The following is a 24067-nucleotide window of genomic DNA, read 5'->3' as shown; positions in this document are numbered from 1 at the left end:
GTCCGTGACCCGGCCAGATTCGCTCCTGCAAACGCTCTTGGACCACAAGATCCGTATTGACCATAGCTGCGGAGGCTTTGCGACCTGCGGCACCTGCCAAGTCGTTGTGGAAAAGGATGTGGAGAAGCTACCGCCGCGTGACGAGCCCGAGGCGCTCTTTGCCGAGGAAAGAGGCTTCCGGCCCGAAGAGCGCTTGTCCTGCCAACTGCCTTGCCGCGAAGGGCTTCAGGTCAGCCGGCCTCATTTCTTCAAGATGAAAAAGGGATTGGAGTAAATCCAAGTGATCCAGCGTTTGCCGTCGGGGACGGGGAGCATGGGGCTGACGCGAACCTGGATGCGGTAAACTCCGGGTTCATTCACCTCGTAGATGAGCTCTGGCGTGTTGACGGTCATTTCGCGCTGTCCATCTTTCCATAGAATGATTTCGTAAAATTCATCCGGCGTATGTCCCAAACGGGCTTCGATGCGCTGACCTTTGCGGAAACCCAAACGTGTTCCCATCAAATGGCTTTTGTCTCGATCGATCAAAAGCGCGTTGAAGCCTTTCGGATCGGCCAAGACATCCATCGAGATGTAGAAGTTCCCGTTGCGAAGCGCCTGCAGAACTTTCTGACGATCCTTCGCGAAATTCCCCGTCAGTTCGGAGTTCAGCAGAATGTGGTTGTTCGCGAGCTCCAGCGAGCGCTGGTACGTCGGAAAGCGAACCAGGTAGTTGGCCAGCGGCAGCGCACGCGCATTCGCGTCGGCTCCGGCGAAACCGTACACGACCTGTTCGCGGTTGAGGCTATCCCAAAGCGCGGTTTCTTCCGTGGGCTCGCGGAACAAACGTAAGAAGGCGTGGCGCGGATTGAACGGGTAGGTGACGAGACTCCAGAAAATTTCGAGCTTCGATTCGCGCCAGGCGTTGGCGCTGATGGCTTTCGGATTCAAAACTTCCAAGCCGTGCAGACCCGTCGGATAGGCGCCGGTCCAATTGGATTTTCCGTTCGAGAAAGGATGCGCCAAAATCGCGAGCCCGTCGCGGCTGTCCTGCGAGCTTTGCGAAAGTAAATCGGTTAACGTAAGGTTCGCGTCCGCGGCGCTGAGGAAGCTCTTTCCCGGCTGCTCGCCGATGTACAGAATCCGCGAATCGAGGAACGAATACTCGGCCTCGGACATCACCATCAGGCTACCGTAGTACCCGTTGTACAGTTCGGCGGTTTCGAATTGGTTGATGTCGGTGAGGATCATGAAGTCGAGTCCCGCGAGCCGGCCCTCGTCGATGACTTCGGTCGGACTCGCCAAACCCAAAGACAGGTCCGTTTGCACGTTCATTGCGCCACGGTAGTCATAGTACCCGACGGGATGTTCGCGTTCGATCTCGGGGGGGATGATTTCGAGATCGACTTGCGCCACGTAAATTCCGTAGCAGAAGTAAAGGATGATAAAGGCGGTGATCACCGTCAAAAACCGAATCATGGAGTCACCTCGATGAGTTCGTAGCCCGGATACGCGTGCAGCACGCGCACCTGGGGTTTTTGTTCCTCCAGCCATTCCGGGATGCGCTCGCCAGTCGTTCGCAGAACGTAGAACGCACCCGAAGAGGGTTTGGAGCCTTCCAATTGATCGTAGTAGTCAAAGCGGCTCATCCCACGCAGTTTGTAGATGGGCTCGCCGCTGTAGTAACGCAAGATCGAGGCGATCTGGTAGCTGCCGCCGAAAAGTGGTCGGTAGGCGCGCGTTTCTTCGATGTGGGAGCGAATCTGATGCACTTCTTGGAGCTTGTCGGGCGCCGACTTCCACCAGGGATAGATCCATTGACTGACGACGAGAAGTTCCGCCACGAACCAGAAGCCCATCAGATACTTCAGATGACGCCAAGATTGGTGGCTGGCGACGACCAGGACCAGCGCCGCGTGGTAGGCCACGATGGGCCAGTTCCCTTGAACGGCCCCACGAAAAGAAGAGAAGAAGAAAAAGACCCAAGGAACCATCGCGATCCAAAAGAACAATCGCAAGCGTTGGAAACGGAAGCCCTTCGCGAAGAGGTAAAGTAGCGTCGGGAAGAAAATCAAAATTTGTCCGACGATGTAGTCACCCGTCCAATGCGGTCGCCATTCGCTTTTTCCGAGGCCATGATTCAATTGAAAGCGGAAGGACATGAATTCATTCTGCGCGTTCCAGATCAGAACCGGCGCGCAGCCGATCAAGCCGCCGACGATCAAGAGCGCCCAATCCTGCGCGCGGATCGTTTTCCATTTTCGGGCGAGGGCGACGTAGATCAGCATCGAAAGGGCCAGCAGAACGATGTGATACTTCGAACAGAATCCGAGCCCGAGCGACAAACCCAAAAGCAGGGACCAGTACGCCCGGCCCGAGCGCTGTTGTTCGACGAAGAAAAGAACGGCCAGCGAGACGAAAAAAAGAACCGGCGAATCGGGGGTCACCAGAATGGATCCCACGCCGAGGAATGGCGATGCGACCACGAGCCACATCCACTTCTTCGTCAGATCGGGTGTCCAAAGACGGCGCAGGATCGCAAACCAGACAATGAGGAGCGAGTGATTCAAGACGATGGCGGGAATACGTTCGCCTTGGGGGAGCGCGCTGAAAACCGATCCCAAATTCAAAAGCCAAGCGACCATGCCGGGATGATCGAAATACGAAAGCTGCGGATTTTGCGACCAAACCCAATAGTAGGCTTCGTCGGGCGCCAGCGGCAGAAGCAGCGACAACCCGATTTTAAGTCCGAGCGTAATCGTCCAGAAAGCGGCGAACCAAATCACTCACGCAGTCTCAGCTGCACGGATTGGCCAGCCGGACCCGGCTTGCCGCGATCGCGACCGTTCACGATGAGATTCACCGCCGCACCGTCCGCGATATCCAAAGAGACGGGGCTCTTGCTGCGGAAAGTGTGGATGCCGCCTTCGTTCAGATCCAAGGTGGTCCATTGGCCGTTTCCGAGATCGTAACGAACGCGCACGGACTTATTCGCTTCGATGATGACTTCCACGGGGCGGGGCAAGGTCTCGCCCCCCGCGGTGGCGGGGCTCGGTGAGGGCTTCGGCGTCGCCGTGGGCGACGGACTGGGGGAAGGTTTGGGCGTAGGCGTGGGGGTCGGAGTCGGTGTGGGTGTCGGCGTTGCCGTGGGGCTGGGCGACGGCGACGGTGAAGGAGTCGGTGTCGCGGTCGGCGAAGGGGCCGGCGTGGGTGTCGCCAGCGGAGTTGAAGATGTCGACGCGGTGGCCGCGGTCAAAGCCCCCGTGACGGACGTGAGCGCCTCGAGGGCGCCGGTTCCCGCGTTCGCCGTCGTGCCCGAAGTCACCATCAGGTTCGTCTCGTCGACGTCGGTCATGGGCGCATCGGCCGTGGGATCGGCGACGACCGTCGCGTCCTCGGGAAGCACGCGTTCACGCTGATATTTGTCGACGGTTTTTGCCAAGAAAACGACCGCGGCGAAAAGGATGACGCCCAAGATGACCTTGCCGACGGGGAAGCCCGATTCGGTGGCGATGTTTTCTTTGGCGATGCTCGCCGAGTCCGAAAGGGAACGTTGCGGGGGCAGGGCGGACGTTGCGGGCGCGGTCGTCGCCGCGGCCTCGGTGGCGGCGGCATTCGCTTCCGAGGCCGGTGTCGGTGCGGGCACGTCGTTCGAAATGCCGGTGGTCGCGCCGACTCTCGGCAGGCCCGAGTTTTCCATTCCGTATTCGCGTGCGAACTCGTCCATGATGTCTTTGACGTCCATCCGCAAGAATTGCGCGTAGGACTTCACGAAACCGCGCAGAAATGTCCGGGCGGGCAAGGATTCACGCTCGCCGTTTTCGATCGCCGCGATCACGCGCGGATTGATCTTCAGGCTAAGACCTACTTCTTGTATCGAGATTCCGCGTTTTTCGCGCTCGGCTTTGAACTTCTGTCCGACTTCACTCATTACTTACCGCCGAATCGTTTCGAGCAGCGTCTTGGCCTGCTCGGTGTATTTTCCTTGGGAATAAATCTTCGTTACTTCTTCCAGTCGCGACTCGGCCTGTTCTTTTTGGCCTAGCTGGTAGTACGCGAGCGCGCTGTAGTAGTGGGGCTCATCGAACTGGCTGGCTTTGCAGAAGCCCACGGCGCGATCGAGAGTTTCGGAGGCGCTTTTGTAGTCGCGAGTTTCGTAGAACGTGCGGCCCAGATAGTTCTGCGCCAGGCAGTTGTCGCGTCCATATTCGAGCGTTTTTCGGAACTGTTCGCGGGCTTCGTCAAACTGGCGATGGCGGAATTGCGCGATGCCCAGATTCAACGAAATCTTCGCGGGTTTCGGATACGTCAGATCGCCTTGGGCTTTCGACAAAATCGCGATCGCCTCGGCATTTTTTCCGCGCTCACTGAGGATCCGTCCCAAGTTGTTGATCGCTTCGGTGTAATCGGGCCGCGCGGCGACCGCCAGACGAAGATGCTTTTCGGACATGTCCAGCCGATCACGATAGAAGAAGGCCAGTCCCAGATTATTTTGAATGACCGCGTCTTTCGGATTCAGTTTCTCGGCTTCGAGCATCGTGCGTAGAGCATTCGGATAGTCTCCGGCTTCCATTTGCGAAACGCCCATGCGCAGAAGAAGGCGCGAACGCTCTTCGTCCTCTCGGGTCAAGTGGCTGCAGCCCGAGAGAAGTACGACGCAAATAGCTAAAATGGCGTGCCGAATACGCATTCCGGAAGAATAACACCGCAAGTCTTCGTGTCAATTCGGCGCGATTGGTCGCAACTCCGTCAGCACCTCAAGGTGCGCGGTTTGCGGAAACATGTCGAAGGCGGTCAGGCGGTGGATTTTCCACTTTCCGTTCTGCATAAGGCGCTTGAGATCGCGCACGAGGCCGGGGGGATCGCAGCTGATGTACAAAATGGAAGCGGCCGGTGTTTTGGAAAGTAAATCCGCGACGCCTTTTCCAAGGCCCGCGCGGGGAGGATCCAGGATGACGAGCGCGTTTTCATCGACGGGAAGTCGCGGCATCAAGGCATCGACCGAACCGGCGAAAAACTCCACGCGGTTGCGGCCCCACTTGCGGCGCTGGGCTTCTTCTTGTGCGGAGCGAACGGACAGGGGGTTGAGTTCCACGGCCGTGCCACGCGCTTTCGGAAACTTCTCGGACATCGGGAAAGAGAAATTCCCCGAGCCGGAATAAAGGTCGAAAAAGCGTTCGAATTCCACGTGCGCAGCCCAATGTAAAACCCGCTCGACCATTTGCACGTTCTGGGCGGTATTCACCTGCGCAAACTCGAAGGAGAGAGGCGCATCGATGCCGGGTTGCGGGGGCTGACCACTCGACAATTGGAGGCGTTCGGCCGTGACCCGCGTCGACCCTGCGGTGGCGGACAGCGGCTTCAGCTCGCGCAGCTGACGATTGATTTCGTCTTCGGCGATCGGACAATCGCGCATATGTACGGGCTGGTGACTGCGCTTCGCGTGGTAATAGGGACCCTTCGCGTCCAAGTGGACCTGGATCCGGTTGCGGTAGTTCCAAGCCTTCGGGCTCGGTATCGCTTCGATGGGGCCGCGGTAATCGGCGTGCCGTTCGAGTGACTCCCGTAGAAGTTCGATTTTGGTCGCGAGCTGTTTTTCCGTCGTGAGGTGCTGCCAGTCGCAACCGCCGCAGCGCCCGAAGACGGGGCACTTGGGATCGATACGATCCACGGAAGGCTTCAGGATGTCTTGGATGCGCGCACGAGCATAGTCTTTCGCGACGTCGTCGATCTTCACGCGCAGAACGTCGCCGGGCGCGGCGAAATCCACGAAGATGACTCCGCGATCAGTGCGGGCGAGACCCGCGCCTCCCCATACCAGTTTCTCGATCGTGACTTCAAGTTCTTCACCATCGCGGAAACGGGAGTTGGGTTCCTGAAATGAAAGAGCGGGCTTGCGGGCCCGCTCTTTGCGAAAGGTTCGATTCAAAGCTCGAGACCTTAACCGTTACAGATTTCTTCTTTGTTGAAGAAGATCGCCAGTTCGCGCTCTGCCGAAGCGGGGCTGTCCGAACCGTGAACGGCATTTTCGCCCATGCTGTCGCCGAATTTCGCGCGGACGGTACCGACGGTCGCTTTTTTGGGATCCGTCGCGCCCATGATTTCGCGGTTTTTCAGAACTGCGTTTTCGCCCGACAGGCACATCAGCAGAACGGGACCCGAAGTCATGAAAGTGACCAGTTCACCGAAGAAGGGACGTGCTTTGTGTTCAGCGTAGAACTCTTCGCACTTCGCTTTGGGGATGACGGTCAGTTTCGCTGCCGCGACGGTCAGACCGTTCGCTTCGAACATCGAAATGATGTCGCCCAGAGCGTTTTTCTTCACCGCGTTCGGCTTAATGATCGAGAACGTTTTTTCCATTGCCATGATTTTCCTCCAGTTATTTCAACATCGATTTCATTGTCGTTCCCAGGTCTGCCGGAGAACGTGCGATACGGCAACCCGCGGCCTCGAGCGCTGCAAATTTTGCTTCGGCGGTACCTTTGCCACCGCTGATGATCGCGCCCGCGTGCCCCATACGTTTTCCTGCAGGAGCCGAAGCGCCGGCGATGAACGCGGTGACGGGTTTTTTGAATTCCTTTTTGATGTACTCGGCCGCTTCTTCCTCAGCCGATCCGCCGATTTCACCGATCATGATGACGCCGTCGGTGTCTTTATCCGCGTTGAAGAGTTTCAACACGTCGATGAAGTTCGTTCCGTTGACGGGGTCACCACCGATACCGACGCAAGTCGATTGACCGAGGCCCAATTGAGTCAGTTGGTGAACCGCTTCGTAGGTCAGGGTTCCCGAACGCGACAGAACGCCGATGCGACCGGGCTTGTGGATCGCGCCGGGCATGATTCCGATCTTGCACTCACCGGGCGTGATGACGCCGGGGCAGTTCGGACCGATCAGGCGGGTGCGGCGGCCTTCCATGAAGCGCTTCACTTTCACCATGTCCAGAACCGGAATACCTTCGGTGATGCAGATCACCAAATCGAGGTCCGCGTCGACGGCTTCCATGATCGAATCCGCCGCGAAAGGCGGGGGAACGAAGATCATCGAAACATTGGCGCCGGTTTTTTCCTTCGCTTGTTTCACGGTGTCGAAAACGGGCAGACCGATGTGCGTGGTGCCGCCTTTACCGGGCGTCACGCCGCCGACCATTTTCGTGCCGTAAGCCAAACACTGCTCCGAGTGGAACGAGCCCTGCGAGCCGGTCAGGCCCTGGCAGATCACGCGGGTGTCTTTGTTAATCAGAATTGCCATGATTATTTTCCTTTCACGGCCGCAACGATTTTGCGAGCGGCGTCGGCCAAGTCGTCGGCCGGAGTGATATCCAAACCGCTGTCGCGGAGGATTTTCTTACCCATTTCCACGTTCGTCCCTTCGAGGCGAACGACGAGCGGGACCTTCAGGCCCAGTTCCCGCGAAGCCGCCACCACGCCTTCGGCGATGATGTCGCACTTCATGATTCCACCGAAGATGTTCACGAGGATGCCTTTCACGGCCGGGTCTTGCAGGATGATTTTGAAGGCCGCGGTGACTTTTTCTTTGTTCGCGCCGCCGCCGACATCCAGGAAGTTCGCGGGCGATTCGCCGTTGAGCTTGATGATGTCCAAAGTCGCCATCGCGAGGCCCGCACCGTTGACCAAGCAACCGATCTTGCCGTCCAGCTTGATGAACGCCAGGTCGTATTTGCTGGCTTCGATTTCGGTGGGCTCTTCTTCCGCCAGGTCGCGGTATTCGACGATGTCTTTGTGACGGTAAAGGGCGTTCGAATCGAAGTTCATCTTCGCGTCGAGCGCCAAGATGTCGCCTTCTTTCGTCAGCACGAGCGGGTTGATTTCCGCGATCGAGCAGTCGATTTCGATGAAGGCTTTGTAGAGTCCCTGCATGAAGCTCACGGCCTTGTTGACCGAAGCGGAAGGGATGCCGATGCCGAACGCGAGTTCGCGGCACTGGTAGGGCGACAGTCCCGTCGCGGGATCGATGTCGACTTTGAGGATCGCTTCCGGGCGGTGAGCTGCGACTTCTTCGATATCCATGCCGCCTTCCGCCGAGGCCATCATCGCGACGCGACCGGTGGCGCGATCGACCAGAACCGCGACGTAGTATTCCTTCGCGATGTTGCAACCTTGCTCGATCAAAACCTTTTGCACTTTACGGCCCTCGGGGCCGGTCTGGTGCGTGACCAGTTGCATGCCGATGATTTGTTGCGAGAGCGACTTCACCTCGTCGAGGGATTTTGCGACCTTCACGCCGCCGCCTTTACCGCGGCCGCCGGCGTGGATTTGGGCTTTCACCACCCAAACGCTGCCACCGATGTCTTGCGCGGCTTTGACCGCTTCATCGGGAGTGAATGCAACTTTACCCTTCAGAGTTTGCACTCCGTAACGGCGAAGGACTTCTTTGCCCTGATACTCATGGATATTCATTCAATGTCCTTGTGAGAAGAAAGAAAGGGATCCGTGTGGATCCCTTTGTGCGAAAAACTTAGTATTGCAGTTTGCCCAAAGCACCGACGAGTTCCTCGACGGCTTTGATCGAGTTGCCCAGCATGGCTTTTTCCGAATCGTTCATCTTCAGTTCGATGACGTTCTCCATCCCTTTGCCGCCCAGTTTGCAGAGAACGCCGACGAAGAGGTTCTTCACGCCGTACTCGCCTTGCAGCTCGACCGCGCAAGGAAGGATGCGCTTCTGATCCTTGAGGATCGCTTCGGCCATTTGGACGGCCGAAGCGGCGGGAGCGTAGTAAGCCGAACCGGTTTTCAGCAGGTTGACGATCTCGGCGCCGCCGGTGCGGGTGCGCTGGATGAGGGCGTCGAGTTTATCCGCGGGCATCATTTCGGTGAGCGGAACGCCGCCGACCGAGCAGTGACGGGGCATGGGAACCATGGTGTCACCGTGACCGCCCAGGACAATCGCCTGGATGTCTTTCACGCTGACTTGCAGTTCTTCCGAAATGAAAGTGCGGAAGCGTGCGGTATCCAGAACGCCGGCCATGCCGATGACGCGTTCGCGGGGGAAGCCGGTGACTTGTTTCGCCACGAACGCCATCGCGTCCAGCGGATTCGAAACGATGATCAGCACCGAGTTCGGCGCGTACTTCTTCACGCCTTCGCAGACTTCTTTCATGATCTTCGCGTTCGTCGCCAGAAGATCGTCACGGCTCATACCGGGCTTACGGGGAAGACCCGCGGTGATGATGACGACATCGGAATCCGCAATGTCTTTGTAGTCGGCGGTTCCGACGACGCGCGAGTCGAATTGCTCGACCGGAGCCGCTTCGTACAGATCCAAAGCTTTCCCTTTGGCTGCGCCTTCATTGATATCCAACAAAACAACATCGCCGAGCTCTTTCGCTGCCGCCCAATGAGCGCAGGTCGACCCAACGAAACCACCGCCGATAACGGCGATCTTTTTACGCTTGTGTGCCATGATTTCTCCTTGCTTAAGCGGGGCCATTCAAACTTAAATCAAGAGGTTAGACAAGCCGCTTCGATCATTTCACGACTTCCTCTTTTCATGGCGAGGGACAGCATCGGGAACCCGGTTTTAGAGCTTCGGAACGTCGCCTTGCGCTTCGGTCGTCAGGTGGTTCTGAAAAACATCAACCTGGAGATCCAAAAGGGCGAACGCGTAGCGGTGATCGGTCCGAGTGGGCAGGGTAAAAGCTCGATTTTGAAGCTGTTGGCGGGTCTGATCGCGCCCACGTCCGGGCAGGTTTTCATCGAAGGTCGCGATTTCCATGCCTTATCCCCGCGCGAGCAGCAGGAACTGCGACTCCGTATGGGGATGCTCTTTCAGAAAAACGCGCTCTTCGATTCCATGCGCAACCTCGAGAATGTCTGCTTTCCACTGCGGGAAGCGGGTTTGCGGGAAGAAGATTCGCTTAATTCCAAGGCAAAATCTTATCTCGAAGCGGTGGGGCTGGGTCACGCGACCGAACTTTTTCCGGACGAGATCAGCGGCGGGATGCAAAAGCGGCTGGGCATCGCGCGGGCGCTGGTCTTGGATCCCGAAATCGTCTTTTACGATGACCCCACGGCGGGCTTGGATCCGATCACCAGCCGGAAAATCGTGGATTTGATTAACGAACTTCAGCGCCAGCGTGAGTCCACGATCGTGGCCGTCACGAACGACATGAACCGTGCGCGCCAGCTGGGAGAGCGGGTTCTGATGGTGGTTGAGACGGAGGTGCTCGACCTCGGGCACCCAGACGAAATGCGTCAACACCCGGATCCGCGCGTCCACCAATTCATTTCGGGACTCGCTCACGGTCCGCTTACGGGGGCGATGTGATCGAATTCAAAAATGTCGTCAAACGTTTTGGCGATCGTACGATTTTGAAAGGACTGAGTCTTAAGGTCGAAGCCGGTGAGATTTTGTTCATTCTGGGAACGTCGGGCACCGGAAAATCCGTGCTGCTCAAGAACTTGGTCGGACTTTTACGTCCGGACGAAGGGGAAATTTGGATCGATGGTCGCGAAACCAGCCGGATCAGCGAGGTCGAATACCTCGAGATTCGCAAATTCTGCGGCATGGTCTTCCAGCAGCCCGCGCTTTTCGATTCGATGACGATCTTCGACAACATCGCTTTCGGCCTGCGCAAACTCGAGCGTCTGCCCGAAGAGCAGGTCGCCGTGCGCGTACGCGAGGCTTTGCGGGCCGTGCACTTACCGAATGTCGAAGACCGTTTTCCGCAAGAGATTTCGTACGGAATGCAGAAGCGCGCGAGCCTTGCGCGGACGCTTGCCTTGAAGCCGCGGATTTTGCTTTTCGACGAGCCCACCACGGGTCTTGATCCGGTGACGACGACGGCGGTGAATGAACTGATCGCGGAGCTTTCGCGTGAATACCGCACGACGAGTCTCGTGGTTTCGCATGACATGCAGTGCGCGCTCGCGATCGCCGATCGGATCATCGTCCTGGACCAAGGACACATCGTCGATCAGGGGACTCCCGAAGAACTTCGCCAAAGTCAGGTTCCCCTTGTGCAAGACTTCCTGCGCGAGGTCATTGCGGAATGAAAATCGTCAACGAGATCGGTCGCACGCTTCAGTTTTTCTTTTTGATCATGGAAACCATGATCCGACGCCCCTGCGCGCGACGGGAAGTGTTCGTGCAGATCTGGAAGGTCACGGAACAGAGCTTTTTGACGACCGGAATGGCGGGTTTTTTCGTCGGCGCGATCATGACCGTCCAGTTCACTTTGCAGATGAAAGAGTTCGGCGCGCTGGGCTTTTTGGGTGGGCTCGCGACTTCGGGGACGATCCGTGAGGTCGGTCCGCTGTTGATCGCGTTTATGCTGGCGGGCAAAGTCGGAGCCTACACTTCGGCCGAACTCGGCACCATGCGGGTGACCGAACAGATCGACGCCATCCGCTGTCTCGGCGCGGATCCCATCCAAGAGATCATTTTACCGCGCTTTTTGGGGATCATCGTCGCCAGCTTTTTCTTGCTGGGACTGGGTTTGATGATGTCCATTGGCGGCGGAATGTTGATGGGGGCCCTCTTCGCCGGCGTGAATGCGGAAGAATACGTCCGGCATATTCCCACCATCGTCACCTCGGTGTCCGTCGTCAGCGGGTTGATCAAATGCTTCGTTTTCGCACTGCTTTTGGCGACGGTCTGCACTTATAAGGGCTACTCCGCAACCGGCGGTGCGAAAGGGGTCGGGCTCGCGGTGGTCGGCACTGCGGTCACGACCATGGTGGGGATCGTCGTTGCCGACTGGCTGACGTCATTTATCGGTGAGTCGGTCTTACGCGCGGCGGGGGTTTACTGATGGTCACCGCGCTGGGTGCGAACTTGATTTCCTTTACGCAGCAGATGACGGCGTTTCTGGCGTTGGTCGCGGAAACCTTGCGTGAAATCCCGCGCCGCCCTTACCGTCCTTCGGAGTTCTTCAAGCAACTTCACTTCGTCGCGAATCAAAGCGTGCCGATGGTCATCTTTTGCGTGTGTTTCGCGGCGATGGTGACGATTCTGGAAAGCAGTTTTCATATGAAAATCGTGATCCAGAACGATTCCATGGTTCCGGGTTTCGCGGCGATGCTGATTTTGCGCGAGCTCGCCGTCGTGGTGACCGCCCTCTTGATGACATCACGGGTGGGGGCCGGGCTGGCCGCCGAGGTCGGCACGATGGCGATCACCGAACAGATCGACGCGCTCAAAATGCTGGGCATCCGCCCGGTGCAGTACTTGGTCGTCCCGCGACTGCTCGCGTGCGTCATCGGTATGGTCATGTTGGGGATCATCGCGAATATCACCTGCCTGGTCGCCGCGATGTGGGTCAGTGACTTTTACCTTGGTTTCGCGCCCGGGACGTTCATCACCTCGATGAATCGTTTCGTTGGCATGTCCGACTTCCTCGGCGCGCTGGTGAAGGCCGCGTGTTTCGGCTTCATCATCCCCTTGGTGAGCTGCTATTTCGGGTTCAACTGTGAAAAAGGCGCGGAAGGTGTCGGGCGGGCGACAACAAAGAGTGTCGTCGCTTCCTCTGTGGCGATTCTTGTGGTCGACTTTTTGTTGGCGTATCTGTTTTCAATTTTGAAGGCGTAGGGTGAGTGCATGCGTGCCGAAACGAAAGTCGGATTGCTGTTCCTGACAACCATCGTGGTGCTGATCGGGTTCGGCTATTTCATCGGGGCGCTGAATCCGTTCTCGAACACCCATGAGCTGAACGTCATGTACAACTTCGCCGGGGGCATCGAGGAAGGTTCGCCCGTTCGCGTGATGGGGATCAAGGTCGGGAAAGTCTCGAAAATCGAGTTCGACCCCTCTTACCGCTCGCCTTCGGGCGAAGAGGTGAAGCTCAAACTTCGTATCCAAATCGACAAGGCGGCCTGGTCCACCGTCCGCCAGGATTCGAAATTCTTCATCAATCTGGCCGGCGTCATCGGCGAAAAGTTTCTGGAGATCTCGCCCGGCAGTTCCAGCGCGGGCGAGTTGACCCCCGACGCTTTCGTGCGGGGTGAAGATCCGCCGCGGGTCGATCAGCTGATCTCGCAAAGCTATGGTCTGGCCGGAAAGCTCATCGAAATCGTCGAAAAGAACGAGGGCAGCGCCTCGAATCTGATCGGCCAGCTCGACAAATTGGTCACGAACTTCAATAAGACGTTGGCTTTGATGGATAAGACGTCCAAAAACCCCGAGGTCTCGCGTTTGGTGGACAACGCGGTGAAGATTTCCGATGACCTGTCCTATTTGACCGGCCAACTTCGCACCAAGAAGGCCGAGGAAAGCTTCGCTTTGATGCACAAACTTCTCTTCCGGATGGAAAACCTGGATAAGGAAGCGATCAAAAAATTTCTTCAGGAGGAGGGAATTCGTGCGCGGATGTTCTAAATCGGGATTCGTTTTGGCGCTGGTCCTCGTCTTTTCCGGAGTTTCGGCCCACGCGGCCGTGCTGATCGAAGAAGGCCCCCCGGTTCACGACAATCAGCGCATCGAAAGTGATGATCAAGGTGTGGCCGAGTGGAATCGACCCGGTTCTGGCGGCGAGGCCCCCTCGCGTGTTCCCGCCGAGGCTCCGATGCAAGAGATCACTCCCAACGCGCGTCCAGAGATGTCCGAGCCCACGGAATCCACCCCGCGCGAAACACGCCGGAAGATCCGCCGTCAGAACAGTCCGCAGATCGGACGTGGGGATAACCGCATGGAAAACCCCTATTCCGACGTGGCCGAGCTTCGCCGGACCCGCCGGGTGGGCGTCGGCGCCAGTTTTTTGGGGCGTGCGGGCTTCATTGGTCTAGATGCGGAACTGAATTTGCTCCCGGACCATTCGTTCTTGGCCTCTTTGGGTGGCGGACCGGGCTATACGGGCGTGAGTGTCGGCTATAAATGGACCCCTTTTACCTCGCGCTGGCACCCCTCTTTCAGCATGGCGATGTCCAGTTGGGTGTCCGAATCCGAAAATTTTCGCGACGGCGCGACCCTGCCGTCCTTTTTTCGTCCCAAATCCGGACAAACCTCCGACCCCCGATTGCGGGCGATCTACTTGATTCCGGCCATCGGGATCCAAAGTTTGCAGATCCGCGGACCGGGAGTCGGCGGCATGATCTTCGCCGAAGCACTGCTCTTCACCGAGACTTCGACCTTCGCGGTACAGCCGCTGGGGTCCGTCGGCGCGAAGTACTTCTTCTAACCGTCTTCCCACAAATTGTGTTCCTGGGCCTCACGTCGGTGGTGTCGTGACGGCTGCGCATTTGGATTTGTTGACGAGTGTTTGGATTGCTTGAATGACGGGAGAGTGTTGCGGGCAGAGAGTTTGCGGGAGTGTGCAACCCCTGAAACGAAAAAACCCCCGAGTTGCCTCGAGGGTTTTGAAGCCACTGAATTACTTCAGTGAGCTAGTAAGAAACTAGCGCTTCTTAGCGGCTTTTTTAGTCGCTTTTTTCTTAGTAGCTTTTTTAGCTGCTTTCTTAGTTGCTTTCTTCTTAGCCATTTTTCCTCCTCGAGAGCCCTGCCTCATCTTCTTCCGCAGGAATTGCGTCTTCAGACTTAACAAGAATCCTTGTTGTTGTTGTTTGACCCTTCTTCCGAAGGTCACTCACTGGTTGTGAGATCGCTTCTTCGAAGTGTCGTTAGAGTTAGTGTTCCTAAGCTGACAACATTCGTCAACAGGAAAAATATTGCGGATTCGAATTTTGCTTTTTCTGGTTTCGATGATCGGAGTTCAACGATGAGTTTGATGTTTTGTCTGTTGGTCGGATCACTTTTCGTGGTTCGAACAAACAAGATCCTCCGAATTCTGGGTTACATGTCGCCAATGAACGGTCGAATCGTGATGATTGCGGCGCTCGCGGTGACAATTCTCGCGAGCTGGATGTCGCGAGCACCACAATTCGTACTTTGGACGTTCGCTTTGGCCCTGTTTTTGTCGCCGAAGATCGTTTTGAGTGTCGTGCAACGCCGCCGTCGGCGCCAGTTTCACAACGAGACGAGCCGATTCTACGACCGAATGTTGCTCGGAGTCCGCAGTGGCGTGGCCGCGCGCGAAGTCTTGCGCCGAATTTCGCAAGATGCGGGCTTCGGATTCCACACGCGCGACCTCGCGGACGCGAGTCTTCGGGAGGATGCGGCTCTTTTCGAGACTCGCGACGCCGAATTTCGCCAACGCGCGGAGGATTTGCGGCGAATTCTGAGCGCGGGTCAGCGCACGGCGGATCGATTGCAGTCTTTGCGGCGAAGCGCGCGGATGCGCGAGCGATTTCAACGAAAGTCCAGAAATGCGACGCAACCGGTGCGCGCGCAGATCGGTGTGATCCTGTCCTTATATATAGGTCTGCTGGCCTATCAAACATCGCAAGATCCCGAAGTGATGACCTCGGCATGGCTTTTGGGATCGGCGACGCTCGTCTTTTTCGGTTTGTACGTCATCTTTCGTCAGCAACGGAGCTTCAAATGGTCGATCTGAGTCCAACATTGCATTTGATTTTGTGCGCGCGCGAAGCGCTCGAGCGCGGGGACTCAATTCGTGTTGGTATCGCGGAATTCATCGAATCCGACAAATCGGATTTGAAACTGTTCCTGCTGAATCGCGCGCTGGAGGCGGAAGACAGCCGGAAACTTCCGCGCGAGTTGAAAGAAACTGAGAAAAGCGCGCTCAGTGTTTTGCGTCGCGGTTTGGACGGCGAGTCCATTTTGCCGGTGCTGAAAGAGCTCGAAGCGGACCTCGTCGAGCGTTCGGACTCAGAAATCGAGGATTTCACGCAAAAACTGACGTTTCGCTGCCTCATCCCACTCCTGATCTTCGTTTTTCCCGGCTATTTGGTCCTCTTGCTCGGTCCGACGCTGGAGCGCCTGCTCATTTCTCTTGAATGACGACCTTTCTGGCGCCTAAATTTGGGGTTTCAGGGAGGGGGAAACACCATGGGAAAACGCACCCAGGCCAGCGTCGAGGAAATGACGCAACATCTTCGTCGTTTGGTTACCGAATTGATGAAAACAAACCCTGACCGCAAAGAAATTCAGAGCTTGAGCGCGAAGACCGGTATCGACTATTCAGAGGATCCCATTGAACTGATGTCGACGGTGCTCAAACGTATGAATACTGTCTGTACCGGTTACCGCGGAATGAAGCGGAAACCGCAAGAAACGAGCCTCTGAACATGAAAAAGGTCTACCAGAACGTCGTTGATGCCATCGGATGGACTCCGATCGTGCGTCTGCCCCGTATTTCGAAGGACACCGGACACACGTTCTGGGCGAAATTGGAATTCATGAATCCGGGTGGGTCGGTCAAAGACCGCATCGGCGCCGCGATCATTGAAGAAGCCGAAAAAAGTGGGGCGTTGAAACCCGGGGGCACGATCGTCGAAGCGACTTCGGGTAATACCGGTCTGGGAATCGCGATGGTCGCGGCCGTCAAGGGATACAAATGTATCTTCGTGATGCCCGACAAAGTTTCGGAAGAAAAACGCGCGATTCTGCGCGCGTACGGCGCGGAGGTCGTGATCACGCCGTCGTCGGTGGAGCCGACCGATCCCCGCAGCTACGTGATGACCGCGCAACGAATCTTGAAAGAGACTCCGAACTCGTTCCACGCGAATCAGTTCAACAACGGCGCAAATCCGCTCGCACACTACAAAACCACGGGTCCCGAGATCTGGGAACAGATGGGGACGGAAGTCGACGCGTTCTTCGGCGGAATGGGTACGGGCGGCACCGTTTCGGGTGTCGGTCGTTTCTTGAAAGAGAAAAATCCGAACGTCAAAATCGTCCTTGCGGATCCGATCGGCTCGATCCTTTACGATCTGTATTATCACGGCAAAGTCATCACCGGCGCGAAACCCTACAAGGTCGAAGGCGTCGGCGAGGATATGCTTCCGGCGAATGTGCATCTGCAGTATCTGGATGCGGTCATTTCGATGGATGATAAGCGCGCTTTCGCGATGACCCGTCGTCTGATTGCGGAGGAAGGAATCTGCGTTGGCCCTTCGTCGGGGATGGCGCTCGCTTGCGCGGTGGAATACTCGAAAACTTTGAAAAAACCTTCGAACTTGCTGGTGCTGTTCCCCGATAACGGGCGCGCGTACCTCAGCAAGACCTTCAACGACCAGTGGATGAAAGAAAACGGCCTGCTATGAAGAAGTCGAACCGCGAAATGCATTTTTCCACCCGCGCGATTCATGCGGGACAAGAACCCGACCCCACGACCGGCGCGATCATGACGCCCGTTTATATGACGTCGACCTACGTGCAAAGCTCGCCCGGAGAGCATCGCGGTTACGAATACAGCCGCACGCACAATCCCACGCGTCGCGCATACGAAGCCTGTGTTGCGAGCCTGGAGGGCGGGACTCACGGATTCGCGTTCAGCTCGGGTTGCGCGGCGACCACGACGATCATGCACTTGCTGACCGAGGGCGATCACGTCATCGCGATGGACGATATGTACGGCGGAACCTTCCGTTTGTTCGACAAAGTCCTGCGCCATCATGGTCTGCGGTTTTCCTACGGAGATCTGACGAAGGTCAGTGAATTCGAGAAGTTGATCACCCCGCAAACGAAGATGGTTTGGCTCGAGACGCCGACGAATCCGACCTTGAAGCTCGTCGATATCGCGGCGATCGCGAAAATCGCGAAAGCGAAAGGGATTCTGGTCGCGGTCGACAACACCTTCATGAGTCCTTACTTCCAGAAACCGCTCTTGTTGGGGGCGGATATCACCGTGCACTCGGCGACGAAGTACATCGGTGGGCACAGTGATGTGGTCGGTGGCGTTCTGGCGACGAATCGTGCGGATCTCGCGGAGCGGATTCAGTTCCTGACGAACTCGATCGGCGGTATCGCTTCGCCGATGGATTCATTCATGTGCATGCGTTCGCTGAAGACCTTGCCTTTGCGGATGGAAGCCCACGGCAAGAACGCGATGCAGGTCGCTCGTTTCCTCGAGAAACATGCCCTCGTCGAGCGTGTCGTTTATCCCGGTCTCGAGTCGCATCCGCAGCACGCGCTCGCGAAGCAGCAGATGTCGGGTTTCGGTGGGATGATCACGTTCTGGATCAAGGGTGGAATGCCCGCGGCCCGCGCGTTTCTTGAAAATGTGAAAGTCTTCGCGCTCGCTGAATCTTTGGGCGGTGTGGAGTCTCTGATCGAACATCCCGCGATTATGACGCATGCTAGCGTGCCTGCGGAAACCCGCAAGCAGTTGAGCATCGACGACTCGCTGATCCGCTTGAGCGTGGGGATCGAGCATATCGACGACCTCTTGTGGGATCTGGAACAAGCTTTTCAATCCGTTCAACGTTAAGTTCGATTGACAGGGCCCACGCGGGCCCGGTAATCGATGATCCTCGTTTCCGAGAGGCCAGGTAGCTCAGTCGGTAGAGCAGCGGATTGAAAATCCGCGTGTCGGCGGTTCGATTCCGTCTCTGGCCACCATCTTCAAATACAATTCAGAATAGCCATCCACACCTGTTACGTTCGTGTAGCATTTCGCTTCGCTTTTATTTGTCTGAAGGATCGGGTTGTTGCGATCATTTTTGGGGTGGGGGCTGTCGATGCGTGGCTTAGTTTTGGGTTCCTTGATTCTTTTGGCGGGATGTTCGGGGTTTTCAGAACGGAAAGACGGGCAGTCGTGTTCGGACTATGTGCCTGCTTGTGAGTGGGTCGGGGCCAAACAGGAGTGCACGATCAACGCTTATGGATGCCGGACCTGCACTTGTGTTTCCTATCCGGGGACCGAAAACTATCGGAAACAGAAACCGCAGACGCCTTAGGAGTCAGGGATGAAGATTTTTGGAATGATCTGGGTTTGTCTTTTCGGTTTTGGGTGTGCGCATTCGGTTTATATTCCGAATACTCCGCACCAAGTTCCCGTTGTCGCCAAAAAACGTTGGGGCGGCCAGATCGGTATGGATCTTTCCTCGGCGGCCTCCGTTCCGCTTTTCACGGATACGATTTCGAACCCGCCCGTACGTGCGCAAGGCGAGGTCGGTGCCGTCGGCGGTGCGGGAAGCTCGATCGTGGCCGCGCTCGGAATTTTCGAGCCCGTGGACATTTACCTGACGCACGGTCTGGGAATTCGCTGGCAATTTCTGGGAATCGAAGATCAGCAGCCGTGGAAGGCGACGGTTTTTGTCGGGAACATGGGAAGCCGAACTTCGGAATCGGGTTCTCAGTCGGGAACCGTCGAGCATAAAGCTTCAACGCGTGTCACGGGGACGGAGTACGGCGCCTCGGTGGGCTATCAGCGCAACGAAAGCCTTCTTTTCTACTCGACGCTGGCGCGACGTCAGGGACAAGGCGCGACGGAAATCAAGCAGCCGAATGCCATTCATCAGTTCGAAGATGACTTTAGTCTAACGACCCTGGTGTTCGGTCTACAGTTCGGTCAGCCGTGGTACTTCAACGCCGAGATCGGCGGTTCTTCGATCGACTGGAAAAACGCACCAAGCGGTGACGTCTTCGCGTCGTCACTGGGCTTCGGGTACCGCTGGTAGATTAAGCAGACGCGTGAATTTAACACTTAGTTCACGCAATCTTTTGCCCTCAAAAAGGGCGACGGTCATAATCACGGAACAGCTCAACCGTGAGGAGATCCCTATGAGAAAGTTCGCCATTTCCGCGTTGGCCCTGTGGGCCTTGGTCTTCGGGACCGCGTGTTCGCACTTGCCCGAGACCGCCGGTCGCCCCACGCGCCAGGCTCTCGTCCTGATGACCGACTTCGGTTTGAAAGACGGAGCCGTCAGTGAAATGCGTGGGGTCGCTTATCAGGTCGCGCCCGACCTTTTGATTTCGGATATCACCCATGAAGTGCCGCCGTTCGATATCTGGCAAGCCGCTTACCGCATGAAACAAACCGCGCCTTATTGGGCGGACGGTACGGTCTTTGTGACCGTTGTGGATCCGGGCGTGGGTTCGGAGCGTAAGTCGATCGTCGCTAAATCGAAGTCGGGCAAATACTACGTCGGGCCTGATAATGGACATCTGACTTTGATTTCGGAAATGGATCCGTTTGCCGAAGTGCGCGTGATCGACGAGTCGAAAAGCCGTCTCAAAGGCTCAGAAGAGTCCTATACCTTTCACGGTCGTGACCTCTATGTGTACGTTGGCGCGCAACTGGCGGCGGGCACCACGAAGTTCGAAGACGTCGGTCAACCTTTGGGCCGTGACATCGTCCGTTTGGATTACCAGAAGACCGCGTTCGAGGGCGGTGTCCTGAAGGGTCAAGTTCCGATCCTCGACGTGAATTACGGAAACGTGTGGACGAATATTTCGAAAAAAGAGTTCCTCACGCGTTTTCCCAATCCGCAAAAACTGAAAGTGCGCATTCTGAACAAGAAGAAGGTCGTGTACCAAGGCACTCTGCCTTACGTGACGACTTTCGCGGCCGTTCCGAAAGGGCAGCCGCTCCTCTACATTAACAGCCTTTTGGATTTGTCGGTGGCCCTGAACCAAGGCAGCTTTGCGGCCCAACACAAAATCGGTTCGGGTCTCGGCTGGACGATTGAAGTTCAGAACCCTTGACTCCGATTAGCGCCGTCGCTTTTCTTTCCGTAGGGCTTTGAGTTTGCTTTTTTCCGCGACCGGAAATTTTTCGGTCGCGGTGGTGTAGGCCGCCGAGCTGAGATCGTACAGGTGTTGGCGTAGAAACTTCCGCTGACCTTGGGGGTCGACCTGCTCGACTTCGCGCAGGGCCCAGCCGACCGCTTTCTGTACGAAGAAATGCGAATCACCGATCAAATTTTCAATCAACGGAAAGACCTTCGATGCCGCGATCGGCTTCTTTCGTTTGCGAGCGTAGCAGTAGGCACCCACGAGCGACTGTCTGCGCTCCCACGGATTCTTCGAACGATTCCACTTCTGTAGCTGCTTCAGGTGCGCGGCCGGGTTCACCTCGCTATACGCCGCGACCAGATCCGAAACGCTGTCGGAGGTCGCCCAGTTGTCGACGCGATTTTGCAACCGGAAAAGCTCTCTTGGATTCTTCAGGAGGAGCGGCATATTTTTCGGACGCGACATCCATGACAGGGCGATGCTGAGTTCATCGTGAGTATCCGACCCGTGATAGAGGTCGAGCCAAATCCGCAGTTGATCCTGCGGATCGAGGCTGGTGAAGCTGTAGTCGTATTTCGCGAAAGCGTTCACTTGCGGCATGGAGTAGCCCAAGAACTTTAAGCGGCTTTGCTCATCGTAGGATCGGTCTTCGTGACCGACCGAACCGACATAACGCGACAGGAATTTCGCGTCTTTCAACGGTTTTTCTTTCTTCAAATGGTTACGGATTTCACGAAGGGCGGGGCCGGTCACGGGTCACCTCGGTTGGAAGAATGAATACGTCAGCATGGGCGCAAGCTGCCAAGAAATGAGGTTCGCGAACGCGCTGGTGCAAAGTGCGTCCCGCCAGCGGCGATCCGCGAAGCGACGAAGGGCCAACGCCTCCGCGACGATCGCGAAGGCCTCGGCGAGCAAAATGTTCGCGAGATAGGGAAGGGGCAAGTTCATGAAACCGAAGAAGACCAACGGGTGGGTGACCGAGTTCAGTACCGTGATGAAAAGCAAAGAGCGTTTCCAGTTCCAGCCTGCGGGCTTGCGCGCGAGGTAGACGGGAAGTTCCAGGAGATTCGATTGCAGGAAAAAGAAAAGATAAATCAATTCTTCCTCTGGCCGATTTCGCGTAAAATCGAAAGCCCATTCAGGGCGAGCAGGGGGTAAAGTACGGACAGAAAGACGGTTTGCGCTAGCGTGAGAGGGGTCTGACCGGGCGACAGATCAAAGTAGAATGAACGTAGGACAGGACTCGCCGCGAGGAAATTTTTGAGCAGACCGACGGGGGTCAGGAAAAGAACGATGTCCCAGCTCGACTGCGTGAAGTCCGGACTTACGAGGCCCGAAGCGGCCGCGATCAAAGCGAGCAGACAAACTTGATAAACGATTCGGAGCTTGAGCGTTGCGCGCATGAGCGGTGATTAGCGCGGCGGGGGCGGACAGGCAAGAAACTTACGGGTTGTGGATGCAACGAAAGCCGCTGAACTCGTCCGCTAGAAAGATGGTGAGATCGAGCCACATCGCGAATACTCCGCGGGCGATTTCGTAGTTGAAGTCGCCGCCGCGTTGGACTCCTCCGCCGCTGCCTCCGTAATTTTGGCCGACCCCCTCGTCCGAATCCCAGCTTGTGTTGATGGGGCCGAAAAGGATGCGGTTATTGGCGCCCAGTGTGGAGGCCTCGCGCCAGGCCGCGCTGATGGCGGGGCTGACGCCAAGTGAAGCGTAGTCGTCGTACACCCATTCGGAAACGTTCGCGCCGAAGTCCCAAACGATTTGGCCGTTCGAAAGTTTGTTCGTGCGGCGCTGGGCGTGCCAAACGGTCGAACTACAAGTTTGGCCCGTGCCGCTGCAGGCGTTGTTATCGCTCGCGTTGGCGGCCAGGCCAGCCGCCGGAGTTCCGTCGGAATGACCGCGATTGAGGGCGCCGACCCCCACGAAACCGCTCGACCAGTTCCACCCCACTGACGCGATATTGCGTACGACGGCCTGCCACTCGGCATTTGAAATCAGCCGGTAATTCGCGCCCAGAGCCGCGCAGCGCGCCCGCGCGTCGTTCCGATTGATGTTCACCCACGGCGCCAAGGCGGGTTGAGAGGTCGCGACACCGCTGACATTCTTCATCTCGTACTTGGCGACGCAGAATTGATGGGGCAAGTGATGGTCGTGCTGTGAGCCAGAGCCCGCCAGTTCGCGCCGTTGCAGAAACCAAGCGCTTTCTGGACATCGTTGTGTTCAATGACGGGACTGCCGGAGCAAGTGCCGAAATCGGCGGTCGATCCGCCGAGCTGGATCCACGTCGTGCCCGCGCAGTACTTGTAAGACGAAGTACCGGCATCCCATTCCAGGCGTCCCGCGTTCGAGCAGGCGCCGAGCGTTCCGGCGCTCATCATGTCCACCCAGTTCGTGCCGTCACAGTATTTCATGCGGTTTTCCGAAGTGAAATATTCGCGCGCCCCCGCATTCGCATTGGGCGTGGAGCAGGCGGCGGAAGTGGCATCAATGAAGAAAAGAAGAGGGCAAAGGACGGCGAGTCCCGTGAAGAACAAAGTCCGTGAAATGGAAGAGAGTCGGCGCGATAAGCGCAGGTCAGTTTCATGGGGCGCCTTGTCTGTCAGGCTAAACCAAGGAAATGTGAGACGTCGAGAGGAATTCAGAAACCGGGACCAGGGTCGGCTGGTCCCGTACAAAACCTTAAGGTTGGCAAGAAGGGGCGTAGTGTTGCACGTCGCCCAGGTAGTCGGTCGCATCGGTTCCGTTATCGACGCCGACGATTTCGATCGAACATTCGCTTTGGCCTTTCTTCACCAATTTCACTTTGCCGGTTTCGCCAATGCTTTCGAGGTCCGCGTCCACGCAATTGATGGTTACGATCTTCGAAGACACCTGCGGCGTTTTGTCCGAGTAGATCCCCAACGTCTTGAAGCTCTTCGCGAAGGCATCGGCGATCTCGGGCTGCATGGATGTGATGACTGAAACTTGAGAGGGCAGGATCTTTTGCAGCTTCGCGGCCTCGCCGCCGCTGAACGTGATTTTGAATTGGGGTTTCACGATGCGGCGGACTTCTTTCTCAATTCCGTCCTCGTATTTGTACTCGCGCATACGAATGTCGTTTACTTTGATGGCGACGACGCCACCGTCATTCGCGAAGCCGGCGAAAGACGACAGAATGATCGCGCTCATCAGTATCAGGTGTTTCATATATCCCTCTCTGCGTTGTGTGGAATCGCGAGTTCGCGATTTGACTTGGCGATTAGTGCAGCCCGGTGGCGGACGCAAATGAGGATTGAGTTTTAGAACTCCGCGGCTTGTCGATTTGAGACGTCGAACTTGCGCGGTCGGCCGATCCTTCGACAGAAGTGACTTAAAACCGAGGCCTGGCGGGGGTTTGCGGATCTATTGGGCGCGGGAAGTTTTCCCTAAGGGTCTTTTCTTTGGACTTTCACAATTCGGAAAAACCCAATGGTTTCTTTGGTGAACCTCGGGCTTGTTTTTGCAATTCCATCAAGCTCAACCGGGAGTTCATCTTGATTACGCAACGTCGACTGCTCATGGCGGCTCTGATCGTCTTCGCTCTGCTCAATACTTCATGCGGCACGAATGTCGATG

General features: G+C 56.8%; 30 protein-coding genes and 1 tRNA gene. 15 read left to right on the top strand and 16 right to left on the bottom strand.

Annotation, left to right across the window (positions count from 1 at the left end):
- Window positions 1-4: 4 nt before the first annotated feature.
- On the top strand, window positions 5-274 hold the full coding sequence (locus tag KF767_04420; protein MBX3017109.1) for a (2Fe-2S)-binding protein: 270 nt from the start codon (window positions 5-7) through the stop codon (window positions 272-274).
- Here KF767_04420 and KF767_04415 read toward each other — a convergent pair.
- From KF767_04415 to mdh, 9 genes are read right to left on the bottom strand one after another with little or no spacing between them, the layout of a single operon-like run.
- On the bottom strand, window positions 241-1458 hold the full coding sequence (locus tag KF767_04415; protein ID MBX3017108.1) for a hypothetical protein: 1218 nt from the start codon (window positions 1456-1458) through the stop codon (window positions 241-243). The two genes, KF767_04420 and KF767_04415, sit on opposite strands and share 34 nt — an antisense overlap.
- Complete coding sequence (locus KF767_04410; protein ID MBX3017107.1) at window positions 1455-2765, bottom strand: glycosyltransferase family 39 protein; 1311 nt, start codon at window positions 2763-2765, stop codon at window positions 1455-1457. Before KF767_04410 ends, KF767_04415 begins: the two co-directional genes overlap by 4 nt.
- A complete protein-coding gene (locus KF767_04405) occupies window positions 2762-3910 on the bottom strand; it encodes a helix-turn-helix domain-containing protein (GenBank protein MBX3017106.1) in 1149 nt (382 codons plus the stop codon). The genes KF767_04410 and KF767_04405 overlap by 4 nt, the downstream gene beginning before the upstream one ends.
- 3 nt (window positions 3911-3913) lie before the next feature.
- Window positions 3914-4669, bottom strand: a complete 756-nt coding sequence (locus KF767_04400) for a tetratricopeptide repeat protein (GenBank protein ID MBX3017105.1) — start codon at window positions 4667-4669, stop codon at window positions 3914-3916.
- A 30-nt stretch (window positions 4670-4699) separates the two neighbouring features.
- Entirely contained in the window at window positions 4700-5908 is a 1209-nt protein-coding gene (locus KF767_04395; protein MBX3017104.1) for a class I SAM-dependent RNA methyltransferase, read from the bottom strand.
- 11 nt (window positions 5909-5919) lie between these two features.
- The gene (ndk, locus tag KF767_04390; protein MBX3017103.1) at window positions 5920-6345 is read right to left on the bottom strand and encodes a nucleoside-diphosphate kinase; all 426 of its coding nucleotides are present in this window, start codon (window positions 6343-6345) and stop codon (window positions 5920-5922) included.
- A gap of 13 nt (window positions 6346-6358) precedes the next feature.
- A complete protein-coding gene (sucD, locus tag KF767_04385) occupies window positions 6359-7228 on the bottom strand; it encodes a succinate--CoA ligase subunit alpha (protein ID MBX3017102.1) in 870 nt (289 codons plus the stop codon).
- Between the two features lie 2 nt (window positions 7229-7230).
- Window positions 7231-8397 carry an ADP-forming succinate--CoA ligase subunit beta gene (gene sucC / locus KF767_04380; GenBank protein ID MBX3017101.1) on the bottom strand — a complete coding sequence of 389 codons (1167 nt, stop codon included), beginning with the start codon at window positions 8395-8397 and terminating at the stop codon, window positions 7231-7233.
- A 58-nt stretch (window positions 8398-8455) separates the two neighbouring features.
- On the bottom strand, window positions 8456-9400 hold the full coding sequence (gene mdh / locus KF767_04375) for a malate dehydrogenase (protein MBX3017100.1): 945 nt from the start codon (window positions 9398-9400) through the stop codon (window positions 8456-8458).
- Window positions 9401-9487: 87 nt separating this feature from the next.
- Between mdh and KF767_04370 the strand changes: the two genes are divergently transcribed.
- Genes KF767_04370 through KF767_04345 form a run of 6 tightly spaced genes read left to right on the top strand, consistent with a single transcriptional unit; the run spans window position 9488 to window position 14111 of the window.
- Window positions 9488-10264: an ATP-binding cassette domain-containing protein gene (locus KF767_04370; protein MBX3017099.1), complete on the top strand. Its 777-nt coding sequence runs from the start codon at window positions 9488-9490 to the stop codon at window positions 10262-10264.
- Window positions 10261-10992: an ABC transporter ATP-binding protein gene (locus KF767_04365; GenBank protein ID MBX3017098.1), complete on the top strand. Its 732-nt coding sequence runs from the start codon at window positions 10261-10263 to the stop codon at window positions 10990-10992. Before KF767_04370 ends, KF767_04365 begins: the two co-directional genes overlap by 4 nt.
- The gene (locus KF767_04360; GenBank protein ID MBX3017097.1) at window positions 10989-11750 is read left to right on the top strand and encodes an ABC transporter permease; all 762 of its coding nucleotides are present in this window, start codon (window positions 10989-10991) and stop codon (window positions 11748-11750) included. Before KF767_04365 ends, KF767_04360 begins: the two co-directional genes overlap by 4 nt.
- A 44-nt stretch (window positions 11751-11794) precedes the next feature.
- Complete coding sequence (locus tag KF767_04355) at window positions 11795-12526, top strand: ABC transporter permease (protein ID MBX3017096.1); 732 nt, start codon at window positions 11795-11797, stop codon at window positions 12524-12526.
- A 9-nt stretch (window positions 12527-12535) separates the two neighbouring features.
- The gene (locus tag KF767_04350) at window positions 12536-13312 is read left to right on the top strand and encodes an MCE family protein (protein MBX3017095.1); all 777 of its coding nucleotides are present in this window, start codon (window positions 12536-12538) and stop codon (window positions 13310-13312) included.
- Window positions 13296-14111, top strand: a complete 816-nt coding sequence (locus KF767_04345; protein ID MBX3017094.1) for a hypothetical protein — start codon at window positions 13296-13298, stop codon at window positions 14109-14111. The genes KF767_04350 and KF767_04345 overlap by 17 nt, the downstream gene beginning before the upstream one ends.
- A 216-nt stretch (window positions 14112-14327) precedes the next feature.
- Here KF767_04345 and KF767_04340 read toward each other — a convergent pair whose 3' ends face one another.
- A complete protein-coding gene (locus tag KF767_04340; GenBank protein MBX3017093.1) occupies window positions 14328-14516 on the bottom strand; it encodes a hypothetical protein in 189 nt (62 codons plus the stop codon).
- Between the two features lie 132 nt (window positions 14517-14648).
- On the opposite strand from KF767_04340, the gene KF767_04335 reads away from it, so the two are divergent.
- The 8 genes from KF767_04335 (at window position 14649) to KF767_04300 (ending at window position 20440) form a co-directional block, all read left to right on the top strand.
- Window positions 14649-15383: a type II secretion system F family protein gene (locus tag KF767_04335; GenBank protein ID MBX3017092.1), complete on the top strand. Its 735-nt coding sequence runs from the start codon at window positions 14649-14651 to the stop codon at window positions 15381-15383.
- Window positions 15371-15790: a hypothetical protein gene (locus KF767_04330; protein ID MBX3017091.1), complete on the top strand. Its 420-nt coding sequence runs from the start codon at window positions 15371-15373 to the stop codon at window positions 15788-15790. Before KF767_04335 ends, KF767_04330 begins: the two co-directional genes overlap by 13 nt.
- Before the next feature lie 48 nt (window positions 15791-15838).
- Complete coding sequence (locus KF767_04325; GenBank protein ID MBX3017090.1) at window positions 15839-16075, top strand: hypothetical protein; 237 nt, start codon at window positions 15839-15841, stop codon at window positions 16073-16075.
- A gap of 2 nt (window positions 16076-16077) precedes the next feature.
- The gene (locus KF767_04320; GenBank protein MBX3017089.1) at window positions 16078-17055 is read left to right on the top strand and encodes a cysteine synthase family protein; all 978 of its coding nucleotides are present in this window, start codon (window positions 16078-16080) and stop codon (window positions 17053-17055) included.
- A complete protein-coding gene (locus KF767_04315) occupies window positions 17052-18221 on the top strand; it encodes a cystathionine gamma-synthase (GenBank protein ID MBX3017088.1) in 1170 nt (389 codons plus the stop codon). Before KF767_04320 ends, KF767_04315 begins: the two co-directional genes overlap by 4 nt.
- Before the next feature lie 55 nt (window positions 18222-18276).
- A tRNA-Phe gene (locus tag KF767_04310) sits at window positions 18277-18352 on the top strand.
- A gap of 347 nt (window positions 18353-18699) precedes the next feature.
- On the top strand, window positions 18700-19413 hold the full coding sequence (locus KF767_04305) for a hypothetical protein (GenBank protein ID MBX3017087.1): 714 nt from the start codon (window positions 18700-18702) through the stop codon (window positions 19411-19413).
- A gap of 103 nt (window positions 19414-19516) precedes the next feature.
- Window positions 19517-20440, top strand: a complete 924-nt coding sequence (locus tag KF767_04300) for an S-adenosyl-l-methionine hydroxide adenosyltransferase family protein (GenBank protein ID MBX3017086.1) — start codon at window positions 19517-19519, stop codon at window positions 20438-20440.
- Window positions 20441-20446: 6 nt separating this feature from the next.
- Here the strand turns inward: KF767_04300 and KF767_04295 are convergent, their stop codons facing one another.
- From KF767_04295 to KF767_04270, 6 genes are all read right to left on the bottom strand, one after another.
- The gene (locus KF767_04295; GenBank protein MBX3017085.1) at window positions 20447-21223 is read right to left on the bottom strand and encodes a DNA alkylation repair protein; all 777 of its coding nucleotides are present in this window, start codon (window positions 21221-21223) and stop codon (window positions 20447-20449) included.
- Window positions 21224-21226: 3 nt separating this feature from the next.
- Window positions 21227-21568, bottom strand: coding sequence for a hypothetical protein (locus tag KF767_04290; GenBank protein MBX3017084.1), 342 nt, complete (start codon window positions 21566-21568; stop codon window positions 21227-21229).
- Entirely contained in the window at window positions 21565-21873 is a 309-nt protein-coding gene (locus tag KF767_04285) for a hypothetical protein (GenBank protein ID MBX3017083.1), read from the bottom strand. Before KF767_04285 ends, KF767_04290 begins: the two co-directional genes overlap by 4 nt.
- Window positions 21874-21913: 40 nt before the next feature.
- Window positions 21914-22582: an SUMF1/EgtB/PvdO family nonheme iron enzyme gene (locus KF767_04280; GenBank protein MBX3017082.1), complete on the bottom strand. Its 669-nt coding sequence runs from the start codon at window positions 22580-22582 to the stop codon at window positions 21914-21916.
- Window positions 22579-22884 carry a hypothetical protein gene (locus KF767_04275; protein ID MBX3017081.1) on the bottom strand — a complete coding sequence of 102 codons (306 nt, stop codon included), beginning with the start codon at window positions 22882-22884 and terminating at the stop codon, window positions 22579-22581. Before KF767_04275 ends, KF767_04280 begins: the two co-directional genes overlap by 4 nt.
- Before the next feature lie 268 nt (window positions 22885-23152).
- Window positions 23153-23659, bottom strand: coding sequence for a hypothetical protein (locus KF767_04270; protein ID MBX3017080.1), 507 nt, complete (start codon window positions 23657-23659; stop codon window positions 23153-23155).
- Between the last annotated feature and the right edge of the window lie 408 nt (window positions 23660-24067).

Source organism: Pseudobdellovibrionaceae bacterium, from assembly GCA_019637875.1.
Lineage (GTDB): Bacteria > Bdellovibrionota > Bdellovibrionia > Bdellovibrionales > Bdellovibrionaceae > JAHBUW01.
The sequence above is the reverse complement of the archived record's forward strand: the minus strand, read 5'-3'. Positions and strand labels throughout refer to the sequence as shown.

What these genes read in the sequence shown, in the direction of transcription:
- KF767_04415 (MBX3017108.1), bottom strand. Translation starts at nt 1,458, where the DNA reads ATGATTCGGTTTTTGACGGTGATCACCGCCTTTATCATCCTTTACTTC.
- KF767_04405 (MBX3017106.1), bottom strand. Translation starts at nt 3,910, where the DNA reads ATGAGTGAAGTCGGACAGAAGTTCAAAGCCGAGCGCGAAAAACGCGGA.
- KF767_04400 (MBX3017105.1), bottom strand. Translation starts at nt 4,669, where the DNA reads ATGCGTATTCGGCACGCCATTTTAGCTATTTGCGTCGTACTTCTCTCG.
- ndk (MBX3017103.1), bottom strand. Translation starts at nt 6,345, where the DNA reads ATGGCAATGGAAAAAACGTTCTCGATCATTAAGCCGAACGCGGTGAAG.
- sucD (MBX3017102.1), bottom strand. Translation starts at nt 7,228, where the DNA reads ATGGCAATTCTGATTAACAAAGACACCCGCGTGATCTGCCAGGGCCTG.
- sucC (MBX3017101.1), bottom strand. Translation starts at nt 8,397, where the DNA reads ATGAATATCCATGAGTATCAGGGCAAAGAAGTCCTTCGCCGTTACGGA.
- mdh (MBX3017100.1), bottom strand. Translation starts at nt 9,400, where the DNA reads ATGGCACACAAGCGTAAAAAGATCGCCGTTATCGGCGGTGGTTTCGTT.
- KF767_04370 (MBX3017099.1), top strand. Translation starts at nt 9,488, where the DNA reads ATGGCGAGGGACAGCATCGGGAACCCGGTTTTAGAGCTTCGGAACGTC.
- KF767_04360 (MBX3017097.1), top strand. Translation starts at nt 10,989, where the DNA reads ATGAAAATCGTCAACGAGATCGGTCGCACGCTTCAGTTTTTCTTTTTG.
- KF767_04355 (MBX3017096.1), top strand. Translation starts at nt 11,795, where the DNA reads ATGACGGCGTTTCTGGCGTTGGTCGCGGAAACCTTGCGTGAAATCCCG.
- KF767_04350 (MBX3017095.1), top strand. Translation starts at nt 12,536, where the DNA reads ATGCGTGCCGAAACGAAAGTCGGATTGCTGTTCCTGACAACCATCGTG.
- KF767_04335 (MBX3017092.1), top strand. Translation starts at nt 14,649, where the DNA reads ATGAGTTTGATGTTTTGTCTGTTGGTCGGATCACTTTTCGTGGTTCGA.
- KF767_04330 (MBX3017091.1), top strand. Translation starts at nt 15,371, where the DNA reads ATGGTCGATCTGAGTCCAACATTGCATTTGATTTTGTGCGCGCGCGAA.
- KF767_04325 (MBX3017090.1), top strand. Translation starts at nt 15,839, where the DNA reads ATGGGAAAACGCACCCAGGCCAGCGTCGAGGAAATGACGCAACATCTT.
- KF767_04320 (MBX3017089.1), top strand. Translation starts at nt 16,078, where the DNA reads ATGAAAAAGGTCTACCAGAACGTCGTTGATGCCATCGGATGGACTCCG.
- KF767_04315 (MBX3017088.1), top strand. Translation starts at nt 17,052, where the DNA reads ATGAAGAAGTCGAACCGCGAAATGCATTTTTCCACCCGCGCGATTCAT.
- KF767_04305 (MBX3017087.1), top strand. Translation starts at nt 18,700, where the DNA reads ATGAAGATTTTTGGAATGATCTGGGTTTGTCTTTTCGGTTTTGGGTGT.
- KF767_04300 (MBX3017086.1), top strand. Translation starts at nt 19,517, where the DNA reads ATGAGAAAGTTCGCCATTTCCGCGTTGGCCCTGTGGGCCTTGGTCTTC.
- KF767_04285 (MBX3017083.1), bottom strand. Translation starts at nt 21,873, where the DNA reads ATGCGCGCAACGCTCAAGCTCCGAATCGTTTATCAAGTTTGTCTGCTC.
- KF767_04280 (MBX3017082.1), bottom strand. Translation starts at nt 22,582, where the DNA reads ATGAAGAATGTCAGCGGTGTCGCGACCTCTCAACCCGCCTTGGCGCCG.
- KF767_04275 (MBX3017081.1), bottom strand. Translation starts at nt 22,884, where the DNA reads ATGAAATACTGTGACGGCACGAACTGGGTGGACATGATGAGCGCCGGA.
- KF767_04270 (MBX3017080.1), bottom strand. Translation starts at nt 23,659, where the DNA reads ATGAAACACCTGATACTGATGAGCGCGATCATTCTGTCGTCTTTCGCC.